This window comes from Pseudomonas sp. NPDC089918 (assembly GCF_050280605.1).
Classification (GTDB): Bacteria; Pseudomonadota; Gammaproteobacteria; order Pseudomonadales; family Pseudomonadaceae; genus Aquipseudomonas.
Window position 1 is genome coordinate 119673 of sequence record NZ_JBNNVP010000004.1, and the last position, 19724, is coordinate 139396.

Genomic DNA, 19724 nt, shown 5'->3' on the forward strand with positions numbered 1-19724 from the left:
GCGGTCTTGCATTCAACATCAATGCTGAATGTTATGGCCTCATCGCGAGCAGGCTCGCTCCCACAGGATCGGGGAAGCCTTACAGGTCGCCGAGGCCGTCGATCAGCGCCTGATTCTGCTCCGGCGCGCCGATGGAAATCCGCAGGAACTGGGCAATCCGCTCCTGCTTGAAGTGCCGAACGATTACGCCCTGTTCGCGCAACTTCGCCGCCAGCCCTGCCGCATCGTGCTTCGGGTGACGGGCGAAAATGAAGTTCGCCGCCGACGGCAACACCTCAAACCCCTTTGCCTCCAGCTGCGCGACCACCTTTTCGCGACTGTCGATGACCAACCGGCAGGTCTTGTCGAAATACTCACGATCCTCGAACGCCGCCGCAGCCCCCACAATCGCCAGTCGATCCAGCGGGTAGGAGTTGAAGCTGTTCTTGATCCGCTCCAGCGCCTCGATCAGATCCGGATGCCCCACCGCCAGACCAACCCGCAGGCCCGCCAGTGAACGGGACTTGGACAGGGTCTGAGTCACCAGCAGGTTCGGATAACGGTCCACCAGCGTGATCGCCGTTTCACCACCGAAATCAATGTAAGCCTCATCCACCACGACCACCGAATCCGGGCTGGCCTTGAGGATTTGCTCAACCGCGTCCAGCGCCAGCAGGCAACCGGTCGGCGCGTTCGGGTTGGGGAAAATGATCCCGCCGTTCGGCTTGGCGTAGTCCGCCGGGTTGATCTGGAATTGCTCATCCAGCGGCACCGCGTCGAATGCAATGCCGTACAGCCCGCAGTAAACCGGGTAGAAGCTGTAGCTGATATCCGGGAATAGCAGCGGCTGATCGTGTTGCAGCAAACCGTGGAAAATGTGCGCCAGGACTTCATCGGAACCGTTGCCGAGGAACACCTGATTGCCCTGCACGCCGTAGTACCTGGCAACAGCCTGCTTGAGCAGGTCGCTGTTCGGGTCCGGGTAAAGACGCAGGTTATCGTTCAGTTCGGTCTGCATCGCGGCCAGCGCTTTGGGCGATGGACCGTATGGGTTTTCGTTGGTGTTGAGCTTCACCAGTTTTGCCAGCTTCGGCTGCTCGCCCGGCACGTAAGGCACCAGACTCTTGACGAAGGGACTCCAGAATTTACTCATGTTCAGTTGCCCTGCTCTTGAAGAAAGTCTTCGTCAACGATGCGGTATTCGGCGCTCCGCGCGTGAGCGGTCAGCGACTCGCCACGGGCCAGCACGGAAGCGGTTTTGCCCAGTTCGGAGGCACCCTGCTCGGAGCAGAAGATGATCGACGAACGTTTCTGGAAGTCGTAAACACCCAGCGGGGAGGAGAAGCGCGCAGTGCCCGACGTCGGCAACACGTGGTTCGGGCCGGCACAGTAATCGCCCAAAGCTTCGGACGTGTGACGGCCCATGAAGATCGCGCCGGCGTGGCGGATCTGCGGCAACCAGGCCTGCGGATCGGCAACCGACAGCTCCAGGTGTTCCGGCGCGATACGGTTGGCGACTTCAATCGCTTGTTCCATGTCGCGAACCTTGATCAGCGCTCCGCGACCATTGATCGAGGTTTCGATGATTTCGGCGCGTTCCATGGTCGGCAGCAGTTTGGCGATGCTGGCGGCGACCTTGTCAAGGAACTCGGCGTCCGGGCTGACCAGAATCGCCTGGGCGTCTTCGTCGTGCTCGGCCTGGGAGAACAGGTCCATGGCAATCCAGTCCGGATCGGTCTGACCGTCACACACCACGAGGATCTCGGAGGGGCCGGCGATCATGTCGATGCCGACCTGACCGAACACGTGGCGCTTGGCGGTGGCGACATAGATGTTGCCAGGGCCGACCACTTTGTCGACCTTCGGAACGCTTTCGGTGCCGTAAGCCAGCGCCGCAACTGCCTGGGCGCCGCCGATGGTGAACACCCGGTCAACCCCGGCAATGCAGGCCGCGGCCAGCACCAGCTCGTTGATCTCGCCTCGCGGAGTCGGCACGACCATGACCACTTCGCTCACGCCTGCAACCTTGGCCGGAATCGCGTTCATCAGCACCGAAGACGGGTACGACGCCTTGCCGCCCGGCACATACAGACCGGCGCGATCCAGCGGCGTGACCTTCTGGCCCAGCACCGTGCCATCGGCTTCGGTGTAGCTCCAGGAATCCTGCTTCTGTTTTTCGTGGTAGCTGCGCACGCGAGTCGCGGCTTTTTCCAAGGCTTCACGCTGAGGCGCGGTGATGCGGGTCAGGGCCAGTTCCAGGCGTTCACGCGGCAGGATCAGGTCTGCCATGGAGGCGACTTGCAGGCCGTCGAACTTCTGAGTGAATTCCACCAGTGCCGCGTCGCCGCGTTCGCGCACAGCCTTGATGATGTCCAGCACCCGCTGATTGACCGAGTCGTCAGACACACTTTCCCAGCTCAGCAGATGATCCAGATGATGTGCGAAATCCGGGTCAGCAGCGTTGAGTCGGCGAATTGCAGTCGGTGCGGTCATAGCGAGAGCCTCATAGGAATGGCAAAAACTCAGGCGCCCTAACTTAGCAGTCGTTTCCGCTTGGGCACCTGAGAATTCTGGCTATGAGGCGGATAGACGGGCGCGACTCAAGGTCGCGCGGGTGAATCAGCCGCGGTGTCGAGACTCCACTGCTTTGCGCAGGGTGTCGATCAACGCCTGGATTCGGGCGTGCTGCATTTTCATCGAAGCTTTGTTGACGATCAGCCGGGAGCTGATGTCGGCAATGAAATCCTGGGGCTCCAGGCCATTGGCACGCAGAGTGTTACCGGTGTCGACTACGTCGATGATCTTGTCCGCCAGACCGATTAGCGGCGCCAGCTCCATCGAGCCGTAGAGCTTGATGATGTCGACCTGACGGCCTTGCTCGGCATAGTAACGCTTGGCGACGTTGACGAATTTGGTCGCCACCCGCAGACGCCCCTTGGGCTCGACATCGCCGACACGGCCGGCGGTCATCAGCTTGCAGAGGGCAATTCGCAGATCCAGAGGCTCGTACAGACCCTGGCCGCCATATTCCATCAGCACATCTTTACCGGCGACGCCGAGGTCCGCGGCACCATGCTCGACATAAGTCGGCACATCGGTGGCGCGCACGATCAGCAAGCGCACATCGGCCTGGGTTGTGGGGATGATCAGCTTGCGGCTCTTGTCCGGATTCTCGGTCGGCACGATACCCGCTTCAGCCAGAAGCGGCAGGGTGTCGTCAAGGATGCGGCCCTTGGACAGTGCGATGGTCAACATGGGAAACGTCAGTCCTTATCAAGGTACTCATGCCCGGTCGCAAACGGCGCCGGACATACATCGAGGCCGTTACCAGCCCCGACTTGAACAAAATCAACGGGCGCGTCCTTGCGCCCATGCAGCAGAAACTAGCCCGGTACGCGGCGGATCTTCGCGCCGAGCATCTGCAGTTTCTCTTCGATGCACTCGTAACCACGGTCGATGTGGTAGATGCGGTCGATCAGGGTATCGCCTTCGGCGATCAGCGCTGAGATCACCAGGCTGGCCGAAGCACGCAGGTCGGTGGCCATTACTGGCGCGCCCTTGAGCTTCTCGATACCGGTGACGATGGCGGTGTTGCCTTCGACCTGGATATGAGCGCCCATGCGGTGCAGTTCGTAAACGTGCATGAAGCGGTTTTCGAAGATCGTCTCGATCACCGCACCAGTGCCTTCGGCAATGGCGTTGAGGGAGATGAACTGCGCCTGCATGTCGGTCGGGAACGCCGGGTATGGAGCGGTCCGCACGTTGACGGCTTTCGGCCGCTTGCCGTGCATGTTCAGCTCGATCCAGTCTTCGCCGCAGGTGATTTCAGCACCCGATTCGCGGAGCTTTTCCAGAACGGCTTCGAGGATGGTCGGATCAGTGTCCTTGACCTTCACACGACCGCCGGTCACCGCCGCCGCCACCAGGTAGGTGCCGGTCTCGATGCGGTCAGGCATCACTTTGTAAGTGGTGGTGTGCAGACGCTCGACGCCATCGATGGTGATGGTGTCGGTACCGGCGCCGGAAACCTTCGCGCCCATGGCGTTCAGGAAGTTCGCCAGGTCGACGACTTCAGGCTCGCGAGCGGCGTTGGCCAGAACGCTACGGCCCTTGGCCAGAGCGGCCGCCATCATGATGTTTTCGGTACCGGTCACGCTGACGGTGTCGAAGAAGAAGTGCGCACCGCGAAGGCCGCCTTCAGGGGCCTTGGCCTTGATGTAGCCGCCTTCGACGTCGATGACCGCGCCCATGGCTTCGAGGCCACGGATGTGCAGGTCGACCGGACGCGAACCGATGGCGCAACCGCCAGGCAGTGCGACTTCGGCTTCACCGAAACGGGCAACCATCGGGCCCAGCACCAGGATCGAGGCACGCATGGTTTTCACCAGTTCGTACGGCGCGATCAGGGTCTTGATGGTGCGCGGGTCGATTTCGACGCTGAGCTTCTCGTCGATCACCGGCTCGATGCCCATGCGACCGAACAGCTCGATCATCGTGGTGATGTCGTGCAGGTGCGGCAAGTTGGCCACGGTCACCGGGCCATCGCACAGCAAGGTGGCAGCCAGGATCGGCAGGGCAGAGTTCTTTGCCCCGGAAATGCGAATCTCGCCATCAAGACGAGCGCCACCAGTAATAATCAATTTATCCATAAGAATCTCGACGCCCTTGGGCTCAGGTGCGCTCGGCCCAGGCCGCGCTGCTGAAAAATTTCATAGTGACCGCATGGATGCTGCCATCGGTGATCCATGGGTTCAAATGGGCATAGACCTGCTGCTGACGCTTCACCGGGCTCAACGCCGCCAGTTCATCGCTAATCACGTTCAGCTGGAAATTGCAGCCTTCGCCTTCAACTTCCACCTTCGTGTTTGGCAGCTTTCCTTCAAGGAAGCTCTTCACTTCTACGGCCTGCATGCTCAACCTCAATCGGCGCCCTGTGCGCGCGGGTCGGACATCATACAAAAAAGCCCCGCGCCTGCGAACCCCGCATTCACAGGACTCTGACGGGGGGCTTCTTTATAGATGCGGTTCAGGGGTGCGCCAACAGCTCGGTCAATTCGCTGACCTGAGCGATTTCACGCATATCGTCGGGCATCGCGCGAATGCTCAGGGCCTTGCCGGCCGCCTGGGCATCGCGCATGAAGCACAGCAACAGCGACAAGCCGACGCTGCTGGACTTCTCCACCGCTGAGCAATCAACCACCAGCGCAGCCGCGTTACTGGACTTGATCAGCGCCTGCCCCTGCTTGCGCAGGTTCGGGCCTGTGCGGTAATCCAGCACGCCACTGAGCAGCAGCTCGCCGGTTTCGCTCATGCGAATGACCGACTCACTCATTGGGTTTGCTTCTCGGCGGATTTCTCGGTGACTTCCTTGGCTTTGGCGACTTCCCCGGCCCAACCGTTGATGGTCTTGTCCAGGTCGTTGCCATTGCGCTGCATCGCATCAGCGAACTGATCGCGGAACAGCTTGCCAATGTTGATGCCGTTGATGATCACGTTGCGCAGCTTCCACTCGCCGTTGATCTTCTCAAGTGTATAAGACACAGGATAGATCGCGCCGCTGCTACTCTTGACCGTCATGCCAACGCTGGTACGGTCGCCTGACTCATCCTTGGCAGGATCGACGACGATGCCCTGGTTGTCGTACTCAAGCAAAGCATTGCCATAGAACTGGAACAGGCCTTTTTTGAAGTTCTCGACAAACTTCTGCATCTGCTCGGGCGTGGCCTTGCGTGAATACTTGACCGTCATGATGCTCTTGGAAATGCCTTCGGCATCCACCACAGGCCCGACGATGGTGTTCAGCGCCGTATAAAAGTCCTGCGGGTCCTGTTTGTACTTTTCTTTGTTGGCGGCAAGATCCGCCAACAACCGGGTGGTGGTGTCCTGTACCAGATCGTGCGCGGAAGGCGCCGCCACGGCGTTAGCCATCAACGGCAAAGCCGCGAGTATTACCAACAGGCCACGTCGCAAGATAGAGATCATTCAAAAGCTCCTCATTTGGCGTCTTTGCTAACGGTATTGAGCAGGAATTTACCGATCAGGTCCTCGAGCACCAGCGACGACTGCGTGTCGTGGATGGTTCCCCCTTCCTTGAGCAGGGTTTCTTCCCCGCCCACGCTGATACCGATGTATTTCTCACCCAACAGGCCAGCGGTCAGGATAGATGCAGTGGAGTCAGTCGGCAGATTATCTACGCGCTTTTCCAGTTGCATGGTCACCCGACCGGTGAAGCTGTCGCGATCCAGATCGATTGCGGTGACTTTGCCGATGGTGACACCGGCCATGGTCACTTTAGCTCTGACCGTCAAACCGGCGATATTGTCGAAATACGCATAAAGTTTATAAGTATCGGTGCTCGCCGTCGGAGCCAGGCCACTGACCCGCAGCGCAAGCAACAGCAAAGCCAGGATGCCAGCCAGCAAGAAAAGGCCGACACCGATTTCCAGGGTGCGGTTTTGCATCAGAAATCTCCAAACATCAAGGCGGTCAAGATAAAGTCCAGGCCAAGTACAGCCAAAGAGGCATACACCACGGTCTTGGTAGTGGCACGACTGATCCCCTCGGAAGTGGGCTCGCAGTCATAGCCTTGGAATACGGCGATCCAGGTCACGACGAAGGCAAAAACGATGCTTTTGATAATACCGTTGAGCACATCGTCGACAAACGTCACGCTGTTCTGCATGTTCGACCAGTAGGAGCCTTCATAGACACCCAGCCAGTCGACGGCCACCCACGAACCGCCCCAGATACCCACCACGCTGAAAATCGTCGTCAGCACCGGCAAGGAAATGAAACCGGCCCACAGGCGCGGGGCAATGATGTACTTGAGCGGGTCGACCCCGATCATTTCCAGGCTGGACAATTGCTCGGTGGACTTCATGTTGCCGATTTCGGCGGTCAGCGCCGACCCAGCGCGCCCGGCGAACAGCAAGGCCGTGACCACCGGCCCCAGTTCACGCAGCAGCGTCAACGCGACCATCTGCCCGACGGCCTGTTCCGAACCGTAGCTGGACAGAATATTGAACCCCTGCAGGGCCAGCACCATGCCGATGAACACCCCGGAGACCACGATGATCACCAGGGACATCACGCCCACCGAATGCAGTTGCTTGACCAGCAAGCCGAAACCGCCGCCGATGCCGCCACGACCGAGCAAGGCATGGAACAGGAACAACGCCGAACGCCCGAACACCGCCATCACATCGATGCCGGCATGACCGAAACGGCGCACCCTTTCTATTAGTGTGATCTTGCGCATCAACGCTTCCCCAGAAGATCTGCGCGGTAATCCGGCGCTGGAAAGTGGTATGCGACCGGGCCGTCGGGTTCGCCAGTCAAGAATTGACGAATACGTGGCTCATCCGATTTCATCAGATCCTTGGGCGTGCCTTGCCCCAACACTTGCCCGTCGCCCACCACGATGAGGTGGTCGGCGATGCTCGCGGTCTCGGCCAGGTCGTGGGAAACCACAATGCTGGTGATGTTCAGCGCATCGTTGAGCAGGCGGATCAAGCGCACCAGCACGCCCATGGCGATCGGGTCCTGGCCGACGAAAGGCTCGTCGTACATCAGGATTCGCGGATCGAGAGCAATTGCCCGGGCCAGCGCGACGCGACGTTTCATGCCGCCGGACAATTCGTCAGGCATCAGGTCGATGGCGCCACGCAAGCCAACAGCCTGCAATTTGAGCAGGACAATGTCGCGGATCATTTCTTCCGGCAGCGCTGTATGAACACGTAGCGGAAAAGCGACGTTCTCGAACACATCAAGGTCGGTAAACAATGCACCGCTCTGAAACAGCACACCCATGTGCTTGCGCGCATCGAACAGATCGTTGCGCGACAGTGTTGGCAGGTTCTGGCCATTGACCCAGACTTCGCCGCTGGTGGGGCGCAATTGTGCGCCGATCAGCCGCAACAGCGTGGTCTTGCCACACCCGGAAGGTCCCATGATGCCGGTAACCTTGCCGCGCGGGATGCGGATATCGATGTTATTGAAAATGCTGCGCGTACCGCGCTTGAAGGTCAGTCCCTTCAGCTCGACCGCGTAGGCGTTATCGGCACTCATCTAAACTCCTTGCGATGCAGCCTCTCACTCGGACGCCTGGCTTTCTGGCGAAAGCACATACCTCCCCGGGCAGGCCGAACTGGCGGCGAACTATATCACTGCAAAGCTCAAGCGCCCAAGGCCCAAGCCGGGCATGTTCAGCAACATGACTGCCCGAAATCATCCATTTAGAGAGGATTCGGTAACAAGGAATGACAAACCGCGACGAACTAGCGTGAGGGTTTTGATCATTACCGCTATAATCGCCGCCTTTTCATCAGGCTATTCGATTTCCGACATGAACCAATCCAGCGACCTGATTCAATCCGCACAACGCACCATCCGTTTGGAACTGGAAGCCGTACAAGGCTTGCTACCCCATATCAATGCGGATTTCGTACGTGCGTGCGAGATGATTCTGGCCAGCAAAGGCCGCGTAGTCGTGGTCGGCATGGGCAAATCGGGGCACATCGGCAACAAGATTGCCGCCACCCTGGCCAGCACCGGCACCACAGCGTTCTTCGTGCATCCGGCCGAGGCCAGCCATGGCGACATGGGCATGATCACCCGTGATGACATCATTCTGGCGCTGTCGAACTCCGGCTCCACCAACGAGATCGTCACCTTGCTGCCGCTGATCAAACGCCAGGGCATTCAAATGATCAGCCTGACCGGCAACCCCGAGTCGCCGCTGGCCAAGGCGGCGGAAGTCAACCTCAATGTAAGCGTCGAACACGAAGCCTGCCCGCTGAATCTGGCACCTACCTCGTCGACCACCGCGGCACTGGTCATGGGTGATGCTCTCGCCGTTGCCTTGCTTGAAGCTCGCGGCTTTACCGCCGAAGATTTCGCCTTTTCCCACCCGGGCGGCGCCCTTGGCCGCCGCTTGTTGCTGAAAGTGGAAAACGTCATGCATGCCGGCACCGAATTGCCGCAAGTGATGTGCGGTACGCTGCTCAAGGATGCCTTGATGGAAATGACCCGTAAGGGATTGGGCATGACCGTTGTACTGAGTACGGATGGAAAACTCGCCGGGATCTTCACCGACGGCGACCTGCGTCGCACGCTGGACCGCACCATCGATATCCACAGCACGACCATTGATGAAGTGATGACCGCCCACGGCAAGACCGCCCGCGCCGAGATGCTCGCCGCCGAGGCCCTGAAAATCATGGAAGACCACAAGATCAACGCACTGGTAGTGGTCGACAGCGAAGACCGTCCGGTCGGCGCCTTGAACATGCACGATTTGCTGCGTGCGGGAGTAATGTAATGAGCACGGACCTGCTGCAACGCGGCAAACAGATCAAACTGGCGGTGTTCGACGTCGATGGTGTGCTGACCGACGGGCGCCTGTACTTCCTCGAAGACGGTAGCGAATTCAAGACGTTCAACACCCTCGACGGCCAAGGCATCAAGATGTTGATGGCCGCCGGCGTGCAGACCGCTATCATCAGCGGCCGCAAGACCCCGGTGGTTGAACGGCGCGCGAAGAACCTCGGCATTCCGCACCTTTACCAGGGTCGCGAAGACAAACTGGTGGTGCTCGACGAACTTCTTGGCCAGCTAAACCTGAGCTATGAACAAGTGGCCTACCTGGGCGACGACCTGCCGGACCTGCCGGTGATTCGCCGCGTAGGCCTTGGCATGGCGGTGGCCAGCGCCGCCAGTTTCGTGCGCGAACACGCCCACGGCATCACCCAGGCCCGCGGTGGCGAGGGGGCCGCTCGCGAATTCTGCGAATTGATCCTGCGCGCCCAGGGCCGCCTCGATGCGGCCAACGCCGCGTACCTGTGAGCCCATCATGCTGAGCAAGAAAATTCGTAACATCCTGGTGTTCGGTTGCATCGCCGCGATTTTTGCAGCGGTCGGCTACTGGAACATCAGCCCGGAGCGTTTCCTCGACAAGCCGGTGGTGAAGGTCGATGAAACCGCGATCGACTATTACGCCATCAACGCCCACAGCGTGCAGTACCTGCCCGACGGCAAACTGCAATACGAGATGACGTCGGACAAGGTCGAACACGTCAAAGCGAGCGAGGTGACGTTGCTGACCAATCCGGACCTGAACATGTTCCGTGGCACCGAATTCCCCTGGCACGTCCAGAGCGAGCGCGGCGAAGTCAACCCGGACGGCACTCAGGTCGAGCTGATTGACTCGGTACGTATCACGCGTTTCGACGAAAAAAACCGCAAAACCCTGATTACCACCACCCGTATGACAGTGTTCCCGCAGCAGCAATATGCGCAGACCGATCAACCCGTTAGAATCGACGGCGCCGGCGGTGTATCGACAGGCAACGGAATGAAAGCGTACTTGAAAGAAAGCAGGATACACCTGCTATCTAACGTAAGAGGACAGTATGAGGCTCGTTAAAACCCTCCCTATTTTGCTCAGTCTGGGCGCAGCACTGGGAAGCGTGAGCGCCTGGGCTCTGCCGAACGATCAAGAGCAGCCTATCCGCATTCAGGCCGACGATGCCCAACTGGACGACAAGAACGGCGTTGCCACCTATAAGGGCGATGTAATCATCACCCAAGGCTCGATGAAGGTCACCGGCAATACCGTGACCATCACCCGCACCCCGGCCGGCGACATCGACGTGGTAACTTCGGTGGGCAACCTCGCCTACTTCGAGCAACTGCAAACGGCGGGCGATACCAAGCCGGTCCAGGGCTACGGCGTAACTATCCAGTACCACGCCTCGCAAAACCGCGTAGTGCTGATCGATCGCGCCAAGGTCATCGATAAGGACAACAACGTCACCCAAGGCGAGAAAATCGTCTACGACACGGTCAAAAAGCTTGCGAGCGCCGGTCGCGCCACGGGTAACAAGGTCACCGAGGCACGCCCTCGCATCGACATGGTGATCCAGCCGAAGAAGAAAACCGACGAGCAAAAGGCCCAGTAATGGCAACTCTGAAAGCTCAGCATCTGGCCAAGAGCTACAAGAGCCGTCAGGTCGTGCGCGACGTCAGCCTGTCCATCGACAGCGGTCAGATCGTCGGCCTGCTTGGCCCTAACGGCGCCGGTAAAACCACCTGTTTCTATATGATTGTCGGCCTGGTACAGGCTGACCAGGGCCGCGTACTGATCGACGACCTGGACGTCAGCCACCAGCCGATGCACGGTCGTGCGAAGGCGGGCATCGGCTATCTTCCGCAAGAAGCGTCGATCTTCCGCAAACTGTCGGTGGCCGACAACATCATGGCCATCCTCGAGACCCGTAAGGAGCTCGATCAGGCCGGTCGTCGCCAAGAGCTGGAAAGCCTGCTGCAGGAATTTCACATCCATCACATCCGCGACAATCTCGGCATGAGTCTGTCCGGTGGTGAACGCCGCCGTGTGGAAATTGCCCGGGCACTGGCTACAAACCCGAAATTCATCCTCCTCGACGAACCCTTCGCCGGCGTGGACCCGATTTCGGTGGGCGACATCAAGCAGATCATCCATCACCTCAAGGCTAAAGGCATTGGCGTGTTGATCACGGACCACAACGTTCGTGAGACCCTGGATATCTGCGAAACCGCCTACATCGTCAACGATGGCCAACTGATTGCTGAAGGTGACTCCGCCACCATCCTCGCCAATGAACTGGTCAAGGAAGTGTATCTGGGCCACGAGTTCCGCCTGTAAGCACCTGAGGTGCCCGGGTCGCCGAGGGAGCGCTCGCTTCAATAAAAAATCAATAACTTTTTATTGTTACAGCGCTCTAGGCAAACACTTCAGTTTCGGGCATATAATTTGCTTATGTTTGGCGCTTCGGCGCCCTGTAGTGGATGGCGCATGTGCGCCGGCGAATAAGGTGTTAAGCCCCTGCCATGAAACCATCGCTAGTCTTGAGAATGGGCCAGCAGCTGACGATGACACCGCAGCTGCAACAGGCCATCCGCCTGCTCCAATTGTCGACCCTGGACCTGCAACAGGAAATCCAGGAGGCTCTGGAGTCCAATCCGATGCTCGAACGCCAGGAAGAAGGCGACGACTTCGATAACGCCGACCCCTTGGCCGATAGCGCCGAACAGAAACCCAACGCCGACATTCAGGAACCCTCCTACCAGGAAACCGCCCCGACGGTGGACAACCTTGAGGAAGGCGACTGGAACGAGCGCATCCCCAACGAATTGCCCGTCGACACAGCCTGGGAGGATGTCTACCAGACCAGCGCCAGCAGCCTGCCGAGCAACGATGACGACGAGTGGGATTTCACCACCCGCACATCGGTCGGTGAAAGCCTGCAAAGCCATTTGCTCTGGCAACTGAACCTGGCACCGATGTCCGACACCGATCGCCTGATCGCCGTGACCTTGATCGACTGCATCAACAATCAGGGCTACCTGGACGAAACCCTCGAGGAAATCCTCGAAGCGTTCGACCCGGAGCTGGACATCGAACTGGACGAAATCGAAGCCGTCCTGCACCGCATCCAGCAATTCGAACCCGCTGGCATCGGCGCCCGCAACCTCGGTGAATGCCTGCTACTGCAACTGCGCCAGTTGTCCGCCAAGACCCCTTGGCTGGCCGAAGCCAAGCGCCTGGTCACCGATTACATCGACCTGCTCGGCAGCCGCGATTACAGCCAGCTGATGCGCCGCATGAAGCTCAAGGAAGATGAGCTGCGCCAGGTCATCGAATTGGTCCAGAGCCTCAATCCACGCCCGGGCTCACAAATCGAGTCCACCGAAGCCGAATACGTCGTTCCCGACGTGATCGTGCGCAAGGACAACGAGCGCTGGCTGGTGGAGCTGAACCAGGAATCGGTGCCACGCCTGCGGGTCAACGCCCAATATGCCGGTTTCGTGCGCCGCGCCGATACCAGCGCTGACAACACCTTCATGCGTAATCAGTTGCAGGAAGCTCGCTGGTTCATCAAGAGCCTGCAAAGCCGCAATGAAACCCTGATGAAAGTCGCCACCCAGATCGTCGAGCATCAACGCGGCTTTCTCGAATACGGTGACGAAGCCATGAAGCCGTTGGTGCTGCATGACATTGCCGAAGCAGTCGGCATGCATGAATCGACGATTTCACGGGTGACCACGCAAAAATTCATGCATACCCCACGGGGCATCTATGAACTGAAATACTTTTTTTCCAGCCACGTCAGTACCTCTGAAGGCGGTGAATGCTCGTCCACGGCGATCCGCGCGATCATCAAAAAACTGGTTGCCGCGGAAAATCAGAAAAAGCCGTTGAGTGACAGCAAGATCGCTGGTTTACTGGAGGCACAAGGCATTCAGGTAGCCCGTCGCACCGTCGCCAAGTACCGCGAATCCCTGGGGATCGCGCCTTCCAGCGAACGGAAGCGGTTGATGTAGCCGCCGGGCTCGCCACAGCGTTCCAGTGGCAGGCATTTCTGCCTGCCGCTTTATGCACTGGCAACGAAGGAGAAGCTGTATGCAAGTCAACATCAGTGGACACCAACTGGAAGTGACCGAACCCCTGCGCACCTACATCGGCGAAAAACTCGACCGATTAGAGAGGCATTTCGACAAGATCACTAATGTGCAAGTCACGATGAACGTCGAAAAACTGCTGCAGAAGATCGAAGCCACGCTGCATATTCCCGGCGGAGAAGTGGTCGCCAATGCCGAGCATACGGACATGTATGCCGCCATCGACCTGCTGACCGACAAGCTGGATCGCCAACTTAAAAAGCATAAGGAAAAGACCCAGAGCCTCCTCCAGGGCGCGACCGGTCGTTAACACCCCCAATCCATGATCCGACTAGAAACCATCCTGACCCCCGGCCGTTCCCAAGTGAACGCGCCGGGTGGCAGTAAAAAGAAAGCCCTCGAGCAAATTGCCAACCTTATCCACCGCGAAGTACCGGATCTGGAAATGCAGGACGTCTTCGAGGCCTTGATTGCCCGTGAGAAACTCGGTTCTACCGGTTTCGGCAACGGCATCGCCATCCCCCACTGCCGGCTCAAAGGCTGCACCTCGCCAATCAGTGCGCTGCTGCACCTGGAAGCCCCTATCGATTTCGATGCCATCGACGGTGCCCCGGTTGACCTGCTGTTTGTGCTGCTGGTCCCGGAAGCCGCCACCGATGCACACCTGGAATTGCTGCGCCAGATTGCCAGCATGCTGGATCGCAAGGAAGTGCGTGAAAAACTGCGCAGCGCCCCGAGCAACCAAGCCTTGTATCAGGTTGTCCTGGACGAGCAGAACGGTCACTAATCATGCGCCTGATCATCGTCAGTGGCCGCTCCGGCTCAGGTAAAAGTACCGCCCTCGATGTGCTCGAGGACAACGGCTACTACTGCATCGACAACCTGCCTGCCGGCTTGCTGCCGGAACTGGCCGAACGCGCGCTGATTCACACCGAACTGGCACAACCGCTGGTGGCCGTGTCCATCGATGCACGCAACTTGCCAAGCCACCTGTCACGGTTCCCCGAATTGCTGGAGGAGGTCCGCAGCCGGCATATCCAGTGCGATGTGCTGTATCTGGACGCTGACGAAGAAACCTTGCTCAAGCGCTTTTCGGAAACTCGCCGTCGTCACCCGTTGAGCAGCGCCAATCGTTCGCTGGCGGAGGCGATCCAGGATGAAACCAATCTGCTGGGGCCTATCGCCGATCTGGCTGACCTCAAGGTCAACACCACCAATCTGAACCTGTATCAGCTACGCGATACCATCAAGCTGCGCCTGCTGAATCAGCCGGAGCCCGGCACTGCGTTCCTGGTGGAATCTTTCGGGTTCAAGCGTGGCATGCCGGTGGACGCCGATCTGGTGTTCGACGTGCGCTGCCTGCCCAACCCTTACTGGAAGCCGGAGCTACGGGCACAGTCCGGGCTCGATCAACCGGTGGCCGAGTACCTGGCGGCACAGCCGGACGTAGAAGAGATGTTCCAGGACATTTCCTCATACTTGCTCAAGTGGCTACCCCGCTTTGCCGCCAGCAATCGCGCCTATGTCACCATTGCCATTGGCTGCACTGGCGGGCATCACCGCTCTGTCTACCTGACCGAACGTCTGGGTCAGGTCCTGCAAAAAACCCTGAAGAACGTCCAGGTCCGCCACCGCGACCTCAGCTAAAGGATTCACATCGCGATGCCTGCTCTGGAAATCGAAATCATCAACAAGCTGGGCCTGCATGCCCGCGCGTCTGCAAAATTCGTTGGGGTAGCGGGTCAGTATCCTTGCCAGATCAGGGTTGGCCGTACACCGGAATCAATGATCGACGGCAAAAGCATCATGGCCATGATGATGCTGGCCGCTGGCAAAGGCACCACAATTCACCTGAATACCGAAGGCGAGCAGGAACAGGAAGCGCTGGATGCATTGGTGGCACTGATCAACAACTTCTTCGACGAAGGCGAATAAACAGCAAAAGATCGCAGCCTCGTTTCACTCGACAGCTCCTACGGCATCCGATCCTTGTAGGAGCTGTCGAGTGAAACGAGGCTGCGATCTTTTGATCCTGTTTTTCAAGTCAACGCTGTATCCATCACCATCATCAGACAAAACCCGATCAGCAGCCCAAGGCTGGCCAGTTTGTCGTGACCATGGCGGCGCGATTCGGGGATGACTTCGTGAGTCACCACCAGCAACATCGCACCGGCCGCCAGTGCCAGCCCCAAAGGCAACAGCAGTTCGGCCAGGCTCACCAGCCAGGCGCATAACAATGCAAAGACCGGCTCGACCAACCCTGATGCAGCACCGATCAGGAACGCCTTGACCCGCGACATCCCTGCTCCGGCCAACACCAACGCAATGACCAGTCCTTCCGGCACATCCTGCAAGGCGATGCCCATGGCCAGGCTGTCGGCGTCAGGCATGCCACCGCCCGCCGAAACGCCAACCGCCATGCCTTCGGGGATGTTGTGGGCGATGATGGCAAACACAAACAACCAGATCCGCGGTGGAATCACCGATCGCTTCAGTGTCCCCACGAGCATTTCGGGCGTAGCGCCAGACACCCTGCGATCCACCAGAAACAACCCGAATGCGCCCAGAAGGATGCCGAAGCTGATCAGGCCGCTGGCCGCCCAAGGCGTCAGCCCGAGGTTTTCTGCCGCGGCAATGCCCGGCACGATCAGCGAAAACGCCGTCGCGGCGAGCATCACCCCGGCTCCGAAACCGAGCAATATGTCGCTGACAGCCTGAGGTATCTGCCGAATCACCAGCACCGGCACCGCGCCCAAAGCCGTACCCAAGGCACAAATCGCCCCGCCTTGCAGGGCGCGCTGCAGTTTCGGTTCGAGGTCCAGCCAGCTCAGCCCTTGGGCAGCCAATAACGTCATACCCGCCAGCAGTAACAGCGATCCCAGTGCGTAACGAAACATTCGTCCACTTCCGACCGCCAGTGTTTCAGTGCCCATAGTCAGCCCTGGATTGTTTTATAGAGACTTAGGGGGGCGCTCTCAACTAGTTCCCCCTCCGCGTTGTCGCCTTAAAGCGGGCCAGGCAAGGCGCAGGCCGCTGGGAATGGTTGTTCCCTTTCCAAGGCCTGCAACGCAGCCTGGCCCGCTTTAAGGCACAACCCGAAGGGCCGGGCCTGCTGTTGTGCAGGGCTGCGTTGCTCGAAGCTTATTTGGAATGACCAAACCACGCTTCTCGCGCCTTGCCCTGCACAACAGCAGACCCGGCGCGGAGGGGAAACTAGTTGAGAACGCCCCCTAAACCAGCGCAGCCTGATAACGCGCAGCGACTTCAGGCCAATTGATCACGTTGTAGAACGCATTGATGTAATCCGGACGACGGTTCTGATAACGCAGGTAATAAGCATGTTCCCAGACGTCCAGGCCAAGGATCGGCGTATTGCCGTTCATCAACGGGCTGTCCTGGTTGCCGCTGCTTTCAACGATCAAGATCTTTTGCGGCGTCATACTCAACCAGGCCCAACCGCTGCCAAAACGGGTCAACGCAGCTTTGGTGAAGGCCTCCTTGAAGCTGTCGAGACCACCCAGCTGTTCGTCGATCGCCTTGGCCAGCGAGCCTTCAGGTTGGCCTCCGCCGTTGGGTGCCATCACTTCCCAGAACAACGAATGGTTGGCATGCCCACCGCCCTGATTGATCACTGCAGCACGGAGCTTTTCCGGCAATTGCTGGACAGCCGCCACCAGTTTTTCCACCGGCCATTCAGCAAATTCAGTGCCTTCGACTGCAGCGTTGAGGTTGTTGATGTAGGTCTGGTGGTGTTTGGTGTAGTGGATTTCCATGGTTTGCGCATCGATGTGCGGCTCCAGGGCGTCGTAGGCGTACGGCAAGGCGGGCAAGGTAAAAGCCATTTCAATGAACTCCATGTTGTAAGGGCGCAGGCTGATGCGAGGTCGAAGCGGTGTCGGTGCGCAGCAATCTGTGGGTGCGCGGATACTCGCCGTGTTCGCTGATGAAATTCAGCAGCTCGACATAGGTTTTGCTGCTCTGGCGTAGCGCGGCTTCACGCAAGGCCGGCGCCAGTCGCGGGTCCTGCATGGTCTGCAAAAGCCGTTGATGGATCGCGCACAGGTACTCGGCGCTCTCCTCCGGCTGGTTCAGACGCAGGTGCAGGTCCGCCAGGTTATGGTGGGAAATCACGCAAGCCGCCACCGCTTCGTCGGCATCCGCCCAGCGCTCGAACAACACCTGGGCCAGGGCCAATGCCTGCAAGTAGGCCTCGCGGGCATCGATCAGCTCGCCCAGCATGAAACAGCGATTTGCTCTTTCGATCGTGCGTTTCCAGTGCTCCATGGTGAGCCTCCAAAGCGGTAGCGGTGATTACACGCCGCCTGCGGTGAGCTTCTCCGGGTTGAGCAATTCTTCCAGTTGGCTGCGCGTCAGGTCGGTGTGTTCCAGGGCGACATCGATCACCGGCCGGCCCTGCTGATAAGCCTTCTTGGCAATCTCAGCAGCTTTTTGGTAACCAATGATCGGGTTGAGTGCGGTGACCAGAATCGGATTGCGCGACAGCGCTTCCTTGAGCCGGGCCTCGTTGACCTTGAAGCTGGCAATAGCCTTGTCGCCCAGCAGACGGCTGGCGTTGGCCAGCAACTCGATACTGCTCAGCAGGTTCTGGGCGATGATCGGCAGCATGACGTTCAGCTCGAAATTGCCCGACTGACCGGCGACGGTGATCACCGTGTCGTTGCCAATCACCTGAGCGGCGACCATGGCGGTGGCTTCGGGGATCACCGGATTGACCTTGCCGGGCATGATCGACGATCCGGGCTGCAAGGCTTCGAGTTCGATTTCACCGAGCCCGGCCAACGGGCCGGAATTCATCCAGCGCAGGTCATTGGCGATTTTCATCAAGGAAACCGCCGTGGCCTTGAGCTGCCCTGAAACGCTGACCGCCGTGTCCTGCGAGCCGATTAGCGCAAACAGGTCCTTGCCCGGCGTGAACTGCACCTGCGTCAGTTGGCTGAGTTGCTGGCTGAAACGCGCCGCAAACTCTGGATGGGCATTGATCCCGGTACCCACCGCCGTGCCGCCCTGGGCCAGGGATTGCAGGCTTGGCAGCAGATCCTGCAGGTGACCGATATTGGCCTTGAGCTGTTGCGCCCAGCCATTGAGCACCTGACTCATGCGCACAGGCATGGCGTCCATCAAATGGGTACGCCCGGTTTTGACGAACGGATGAACCTGCTCGGCCTTGTGCTCGATCACCTGCACCAGATGCACCAGCGCCGGCAGCAACTGCTCATGCAAGCTCAACGCGGCGCTGACATGGATGGTGGTCGGGATGATGTCGTTGCTGCTTTGGCCGCAATTGACGTGATCGTTGGGATTGACCGGCTCGCCCAACAAGCGGCTGGCCAGGGTGGCGATCACTTCGTTGGCGTTCATGTTGGAACTGGTGCCGGAACCGGTCTGGAAGATATCCACCGGGAAGTGCTGCATGAAGTCGCCTTCAAGCAGTCCTTGAGCGGCGTCGACGATCGCCTTGCCCTGGGATTCGCTGATCTGTTTGAGTTCGACGTTGGCTCGGGCGGCAGCGGCCTTGGCCAGAATCAGCGCCCGGATGAACTGCACGGGCATCGGTTTGCCGCTGATCGGGAAGTTATCCACCGCGCGTTGGGTTTGCGCGCCGTACAAAGCATCAATCGGGACATTTAACTCGCCCATGCTGTCGCGTTCGATACGTGTGTTATTCATCAGGAGATCCTTGCACCAGTTCTATGAGAGGAATCGAAGGTTGCAACTCGCAAGTCGCCAATTGCCACGCGTAGCTTTGCCAACGTTTGAGGCGGCATTTGCAGAGTGACTGCCGCTCGAGATCGCGCAACGGCCGCCAGGCCTGGTCGAGACACAAGCTGCGCCAGTGCCAGGGCAGCGCGACGTCGGCGGCCGTGTCGAGCAATAAACGGAAGGAAGTTTCGGCGATGGTCCAGGGAGCGGTGGCCGTGCAACACGCCAGATACCGGCCTTCGGCCAGGTAATGTTCAATCAGGCGCGGCTCGTCAGGGTCCATGGCGCAACGGATCTGGCGACTCATCCAGCGCCAGCTTTCGAGGTAAGGCTGCTCGTGCAAGGCAGAACTCATGATCCGGGCTCATTCGGTAATGAGATTTATTATTAGATGATAATGAGAACCAAAACAAGGTCTACAGCCCACACCGATCATGTGGGAGCGAGCCTGCTCGCGATATTGGCGGAACATTCGCCAACTTTGTCGACTGACACATCGCTATCGCGAGCAGGCTCGCTCCCACAGGGGAACACTGCAAGGCGCATAAAAAAGGCGCGCCACCCAACGGTGGCGCGCCTTTTTG

General features: G+C 59.0%; 25 protein-coding genes. 10 read left to right on the plus strand and 15 right to left on the minus strand.

Annotated features, from left to right (window positions below):
* Positions 1 to 79: 79 nt before the first annotated feature.
* The 10 genes from hisC to ACQKPC_RS04725 form a co-directional block, all read right to left on the minus strand.
* The gene (gene hisC / locus ACQKPC_RS04680; RefSeq protein WP_427623334.1) at positions 80 to 1132 is read right to left on the minus strand and encodes a histidinol-phosphate transaminase; all 1053 of its coding nucleotides are present in this window, start codon (positions 1130 to 1132) and stop codon (positions 80 to 82) included.
* Positions 1133 to 1134: 2 nt separating this feature from the next.
* Positions 1135 to 2472, minus strand: coding sequence for a histidinol dehydrogenase (gene hisD, locus ACQKPC_RS04685; protein ID WP_427623336.1), 1338 nt, complete (start codon positions 2470 to 2472; stop codon positions 1135 to 1137).
* Positions 2473 to 2598: 126 nt separating this feature from the next.
* Entirely contained in the window at positions 2599 to 3234 is a 636-nt protein-coding gene (gene hisG / locus ACQKPC_RS04690) for an ATP phosphoribosyltransferase (protein ID WP_007901570.1), read from the minus strand.
* Between the two features lie 128 nt (positions 3235 to 3362).
* Positions 3363 to 4628: a UDP-N-acetylglucosamine 1-carboxyvinyltransferase gene (gene murA, locus ACQKPC_RS04695; protein WP_008070575.1), complete on the minus strand. Its 1266-nt coding sequence runs from the start codon at positions 4626 to 4628 to the stop codon at positions 3363 to 3365.
* Between the two features lie 22 nt (positions 4629 to 4650).
* On the minus strand, positions 4651 to 4890 hold the full coding sequence (locus ACQKPC_RS04700; protein ID WP_007901566.1) for a BolA family protein: 240 nt from the start codon (positions 4888 to 4890) through the stop codon (positions 4651 to 4653).
* 115 nt (positions 4891 to 5005) lie between these two features.
* On the minus strand, positions 5006 to 5311 hold the full coding sequence (locus ACQKPC_RS04705) for an STAS domain-containing protein (RefSeq protein ID WP_253553224.1): 306 nt from the start codon (positions 5309 to 5311) through the stop codon (positions 5006 to 5008).
* The gene (locus tag ACQKPC_RS04710) at positions 5308 to 5961 is read right to left on the minus strand and encodes an MlaC/ttg2D family ABC transporter substrate-binding protein (protein WP_427623338.1); all 654 of its coding nucleotides are present in this window, start codon (positions 5959 to 5961) and stop codon (positions 5308 to 5310) included. The genes ACQKPC_RS04705 and ACQKPC_RS04710 overlap by 4 nt, the downstream gene beginning before the upstream one ends.
* Before the next feature lie 11 nt (positions 5962 to 5972).
* Entirely contained in the window at positions 5973 to 6440 is a 468-nt protein-coding gene (gene mlaD / locus ACQKPC_RS04715) for an outer membrane lipid asymmetry maintenance protein MlaD (RefSeq protein ID WP_008070583.1), read from the minus strand.
* Entirely contained in the window at positions 6440 to 7237 is a 798-nt protein-coding gene (gene mlaE / locus ACQKPC_RS04720) for a lipid asymmetry maintenance ABC transporter permease subunit MlaE (protein WP_008070585.1), read from the minus strand. The genes mlaD and mlaE overlap by 1 nt, the downstream gene beginning before the upstream one ends.
* Positions 7237 to 8046 (minus strand): ATP-binding cassette domain-containing protein, encoded by an 810-nt coding sequence (locus tag ACQKPC_RS04725; RefSeq protein WP_008070586.1) that lies wholly within the window; start codon positions 8044 to 8046, stop codon positions 7237 to 7239. The genes mlaE and ACQKPC_RS04725 overlap by 1 nt, the downstream gene beginning before the upstream one ends.
* A 277-nt stretch (positions 8047 to 8323) precedes the next feature.
* On the opposite strand from ACQKPC_RS04725, the gene ACQKPC_RS04730 reads away from it, so the two are divergent.
* From ACQKPC_RS04730 to ACQKPC_RS04775, 10 genes are all read left to right on the plus strand, one after another.
* The gene (locus ACQKPC_RS04730; protein WP_032830275.1) at positions 8324 to 9298 is read left to right on the plus strand and encodes a KpsF/GutQ family sugar-phosphate isomerase; all 975 of its coding nucleotides are present in this window, start codon (positions 8324 to 8326) and stop codon (positions 9296 to 9298) included.
* Positions 9298 to 9822, plus strand: a complete 525-nt coding sequence (locus ACQKPC_RS04735; protein WP_192346224.1) for a KdsC family phosphatase — start codon at positions 9298 to 9300, stop codon at positions 9820 to 9822. Before ACQKPC_RS04730 ends, ACQKPC_RS04735 begins: the two co-directional genes overlap by 1 nt.
* A 7-nt stretch (positions 9823 to 9829) precedes the next feature.
* Positions 9830 to 10402 carry an LPS export ABC transporter periplasmic protein LptC gene (lptC, locus tag ACQKPC_RS04740; RefSeq protein WP_008070592.1) on the plus strand — a complete coding sequence of 191 codons (573 nt, stop codon included), beginning with the start codon at positions 9830 to 9832 and terminating at the stop codon, positions 10400 to 10402.
* Positions 10389 to 10937 carry a lipopolysaccharide transport periplasmic protein LptA gene (lptA, locus tag ACQKPC_RS04745; RefSeq protein ID WP_030128010.1) on the plus strand — a complete coding sequence of 183 codons (549 nt, stop codon included), beginning with the start codon at positions 10389 to 10391 and terminating at the stop codon, positions 10935 to 10937. The genes lptC and lptA overlap by 14 nt, the downstream gene beginning before the upstream one ends.
* The gene (lptB, locus tag ACQKPC_RS04750; protein ID WP_008070596.1) at positions 10937 to 11662 is read left to right on the plus strand and encodes an LPS export ABC transporter ATP-binding protein; all 726 of its coding nucleotides are present in this window, start codon (positions 10937 to 10939) and stop codon (positions 11660 to 11662) included. The genes lptA and lptB overlap by 1 nt, the downstream gene beginning before the upstream one ends.
* A gap of 185 nt (positions 11663 to 11847) precedes the next feature.
* Entirely contained in the window at positions 11848 to 13341 is a 1494-nt protein-coding gene (locus tag ACQKPC_RS04755; protein ID WP_032830276.1) for an RNA polymerase factor sigma-54, read from the plus strand.
* Positions 13342 to 13420: 79 nt separating this feature from the next.
* Complete coding sequence (hpf, locus tag ACQKPC_RS04760) at positions 13421 to 13729, plus strand: ribosome hibernation-promoting factor, HPF/YfiA family (protein ID WP_003178005.1); 309 nt, start codon at positions 13421 to 13423, stop codon at positions 13727 to 13729.
* A gap of 12 nt (positions 13730 to 13741) precedes the next feature.
* On the plus strand, positions 13742 to 14206 hold the full coding sequence (gene ptsN, locus ACQKPC_RS04765) for a PTS IIA-like nitrogen regulatory protein PtsN (RefSeq protein WP_008070599.1): 465 nt from the start codon (positions 13742 to 13744) through the stop codon (positions 14204 to 14206).
* A gap of 2 nt (positions 14207 to 14208) precedes the next feature.
* Entirely contained in the window at positions 14209 to 15066 is an 858-nt protein-coding gene (rapZ, locus tag ACQKPC_RS04770) for an RNase adapter RapZ (protein ID WP_123498993.1), read from the plus strand.
* Positions 15067 to 15081: 15 nt separating this feature from the next.
* Complete coding sequence (locus ACQKPC_RS04775) at positions 15082 to 15354, plus strand: HPr family phosphocarrier protein (RefSeq protein ID WP_063341543.1); 273 nt, start codon at positions 15082 to 15084, stop codon at positions 15352 to 15354.
* Positions 15355 to 15458: 104 nt separating this feature from the next.
* Here the strand turns inward: ACQKPC_RS04775 and ACQKPC_RS04780 are convergent, their stop codons facing one another.
* The 5 genes from ACQKPC_RS04780 to ACQKPC_RS04800 all read right to left on the minus strand — a co-directional run bounded on the left by ACQKPC_RS04780 (position 15459) and on the right by ACQKPC_RS04800 (position 19495).
* Positions 15459 to 16352, minus strand: coding sequence for a ZIP family metal transporter (locus ACQKPC_RS04780; protein WP_427623340.1), 894 nt, complete (start codon positions 16350 to 16352; stop codon positions 15459 to 15461).
* Positions 16353 to 16649: 297 nt separating this feature from the next.
* Positions 16650 to 17261: a superoxide dismutase gene (locus tag ACQKPC_RS04785; RefSeq protein WP_427623342.1), complete on the minus strand. Its 612-nt coding sequence runs from the start codon at positions 17259 to 17261 to the stop codon at positions 16650 to 16652.
* 1 nt (position 17262) lies between these two features.
* Positions 17263 to 17703, minus strand: coding sequence for a hypothetical protein (locus ACQKPC_RS04790; RefSeq protein WP_008070619.1), 441 nt, complete (start codon positions 17701 to 17703; stop codon positions 17263 to 17265).
* A 27-nt stretch (positions 17704 to 17730) separates the two neighbouring features.
* The gene (locus tag ACQKPC_RS04795; protein WP_427623344.1) at positions 17731 to 19107 is read right to left on the minus strand and encodes a class II fumarate hydratase; all 1377 of its coding nucleotides are present in this window, start codon (positions 19105 to 19107) and stop codon (positions 17731 to 17733) included.
* Complete coding sequence (locus ACQKPC_RS04800; protein WP_427623346.1) at positions 19100 to 19495, minus strand: FagA protein; 396 nt, start codon at positions 19493 to 19495, stop codon at positions 19100 to 19102. The genes ACQKPC_RS04795 and ACQKPC_RS04800 overlap by 8 nt, the downstream gene beginning before the upstream one ends.
* Positions 19496 to 19724 lie beyond the last annotated feature (229 nt).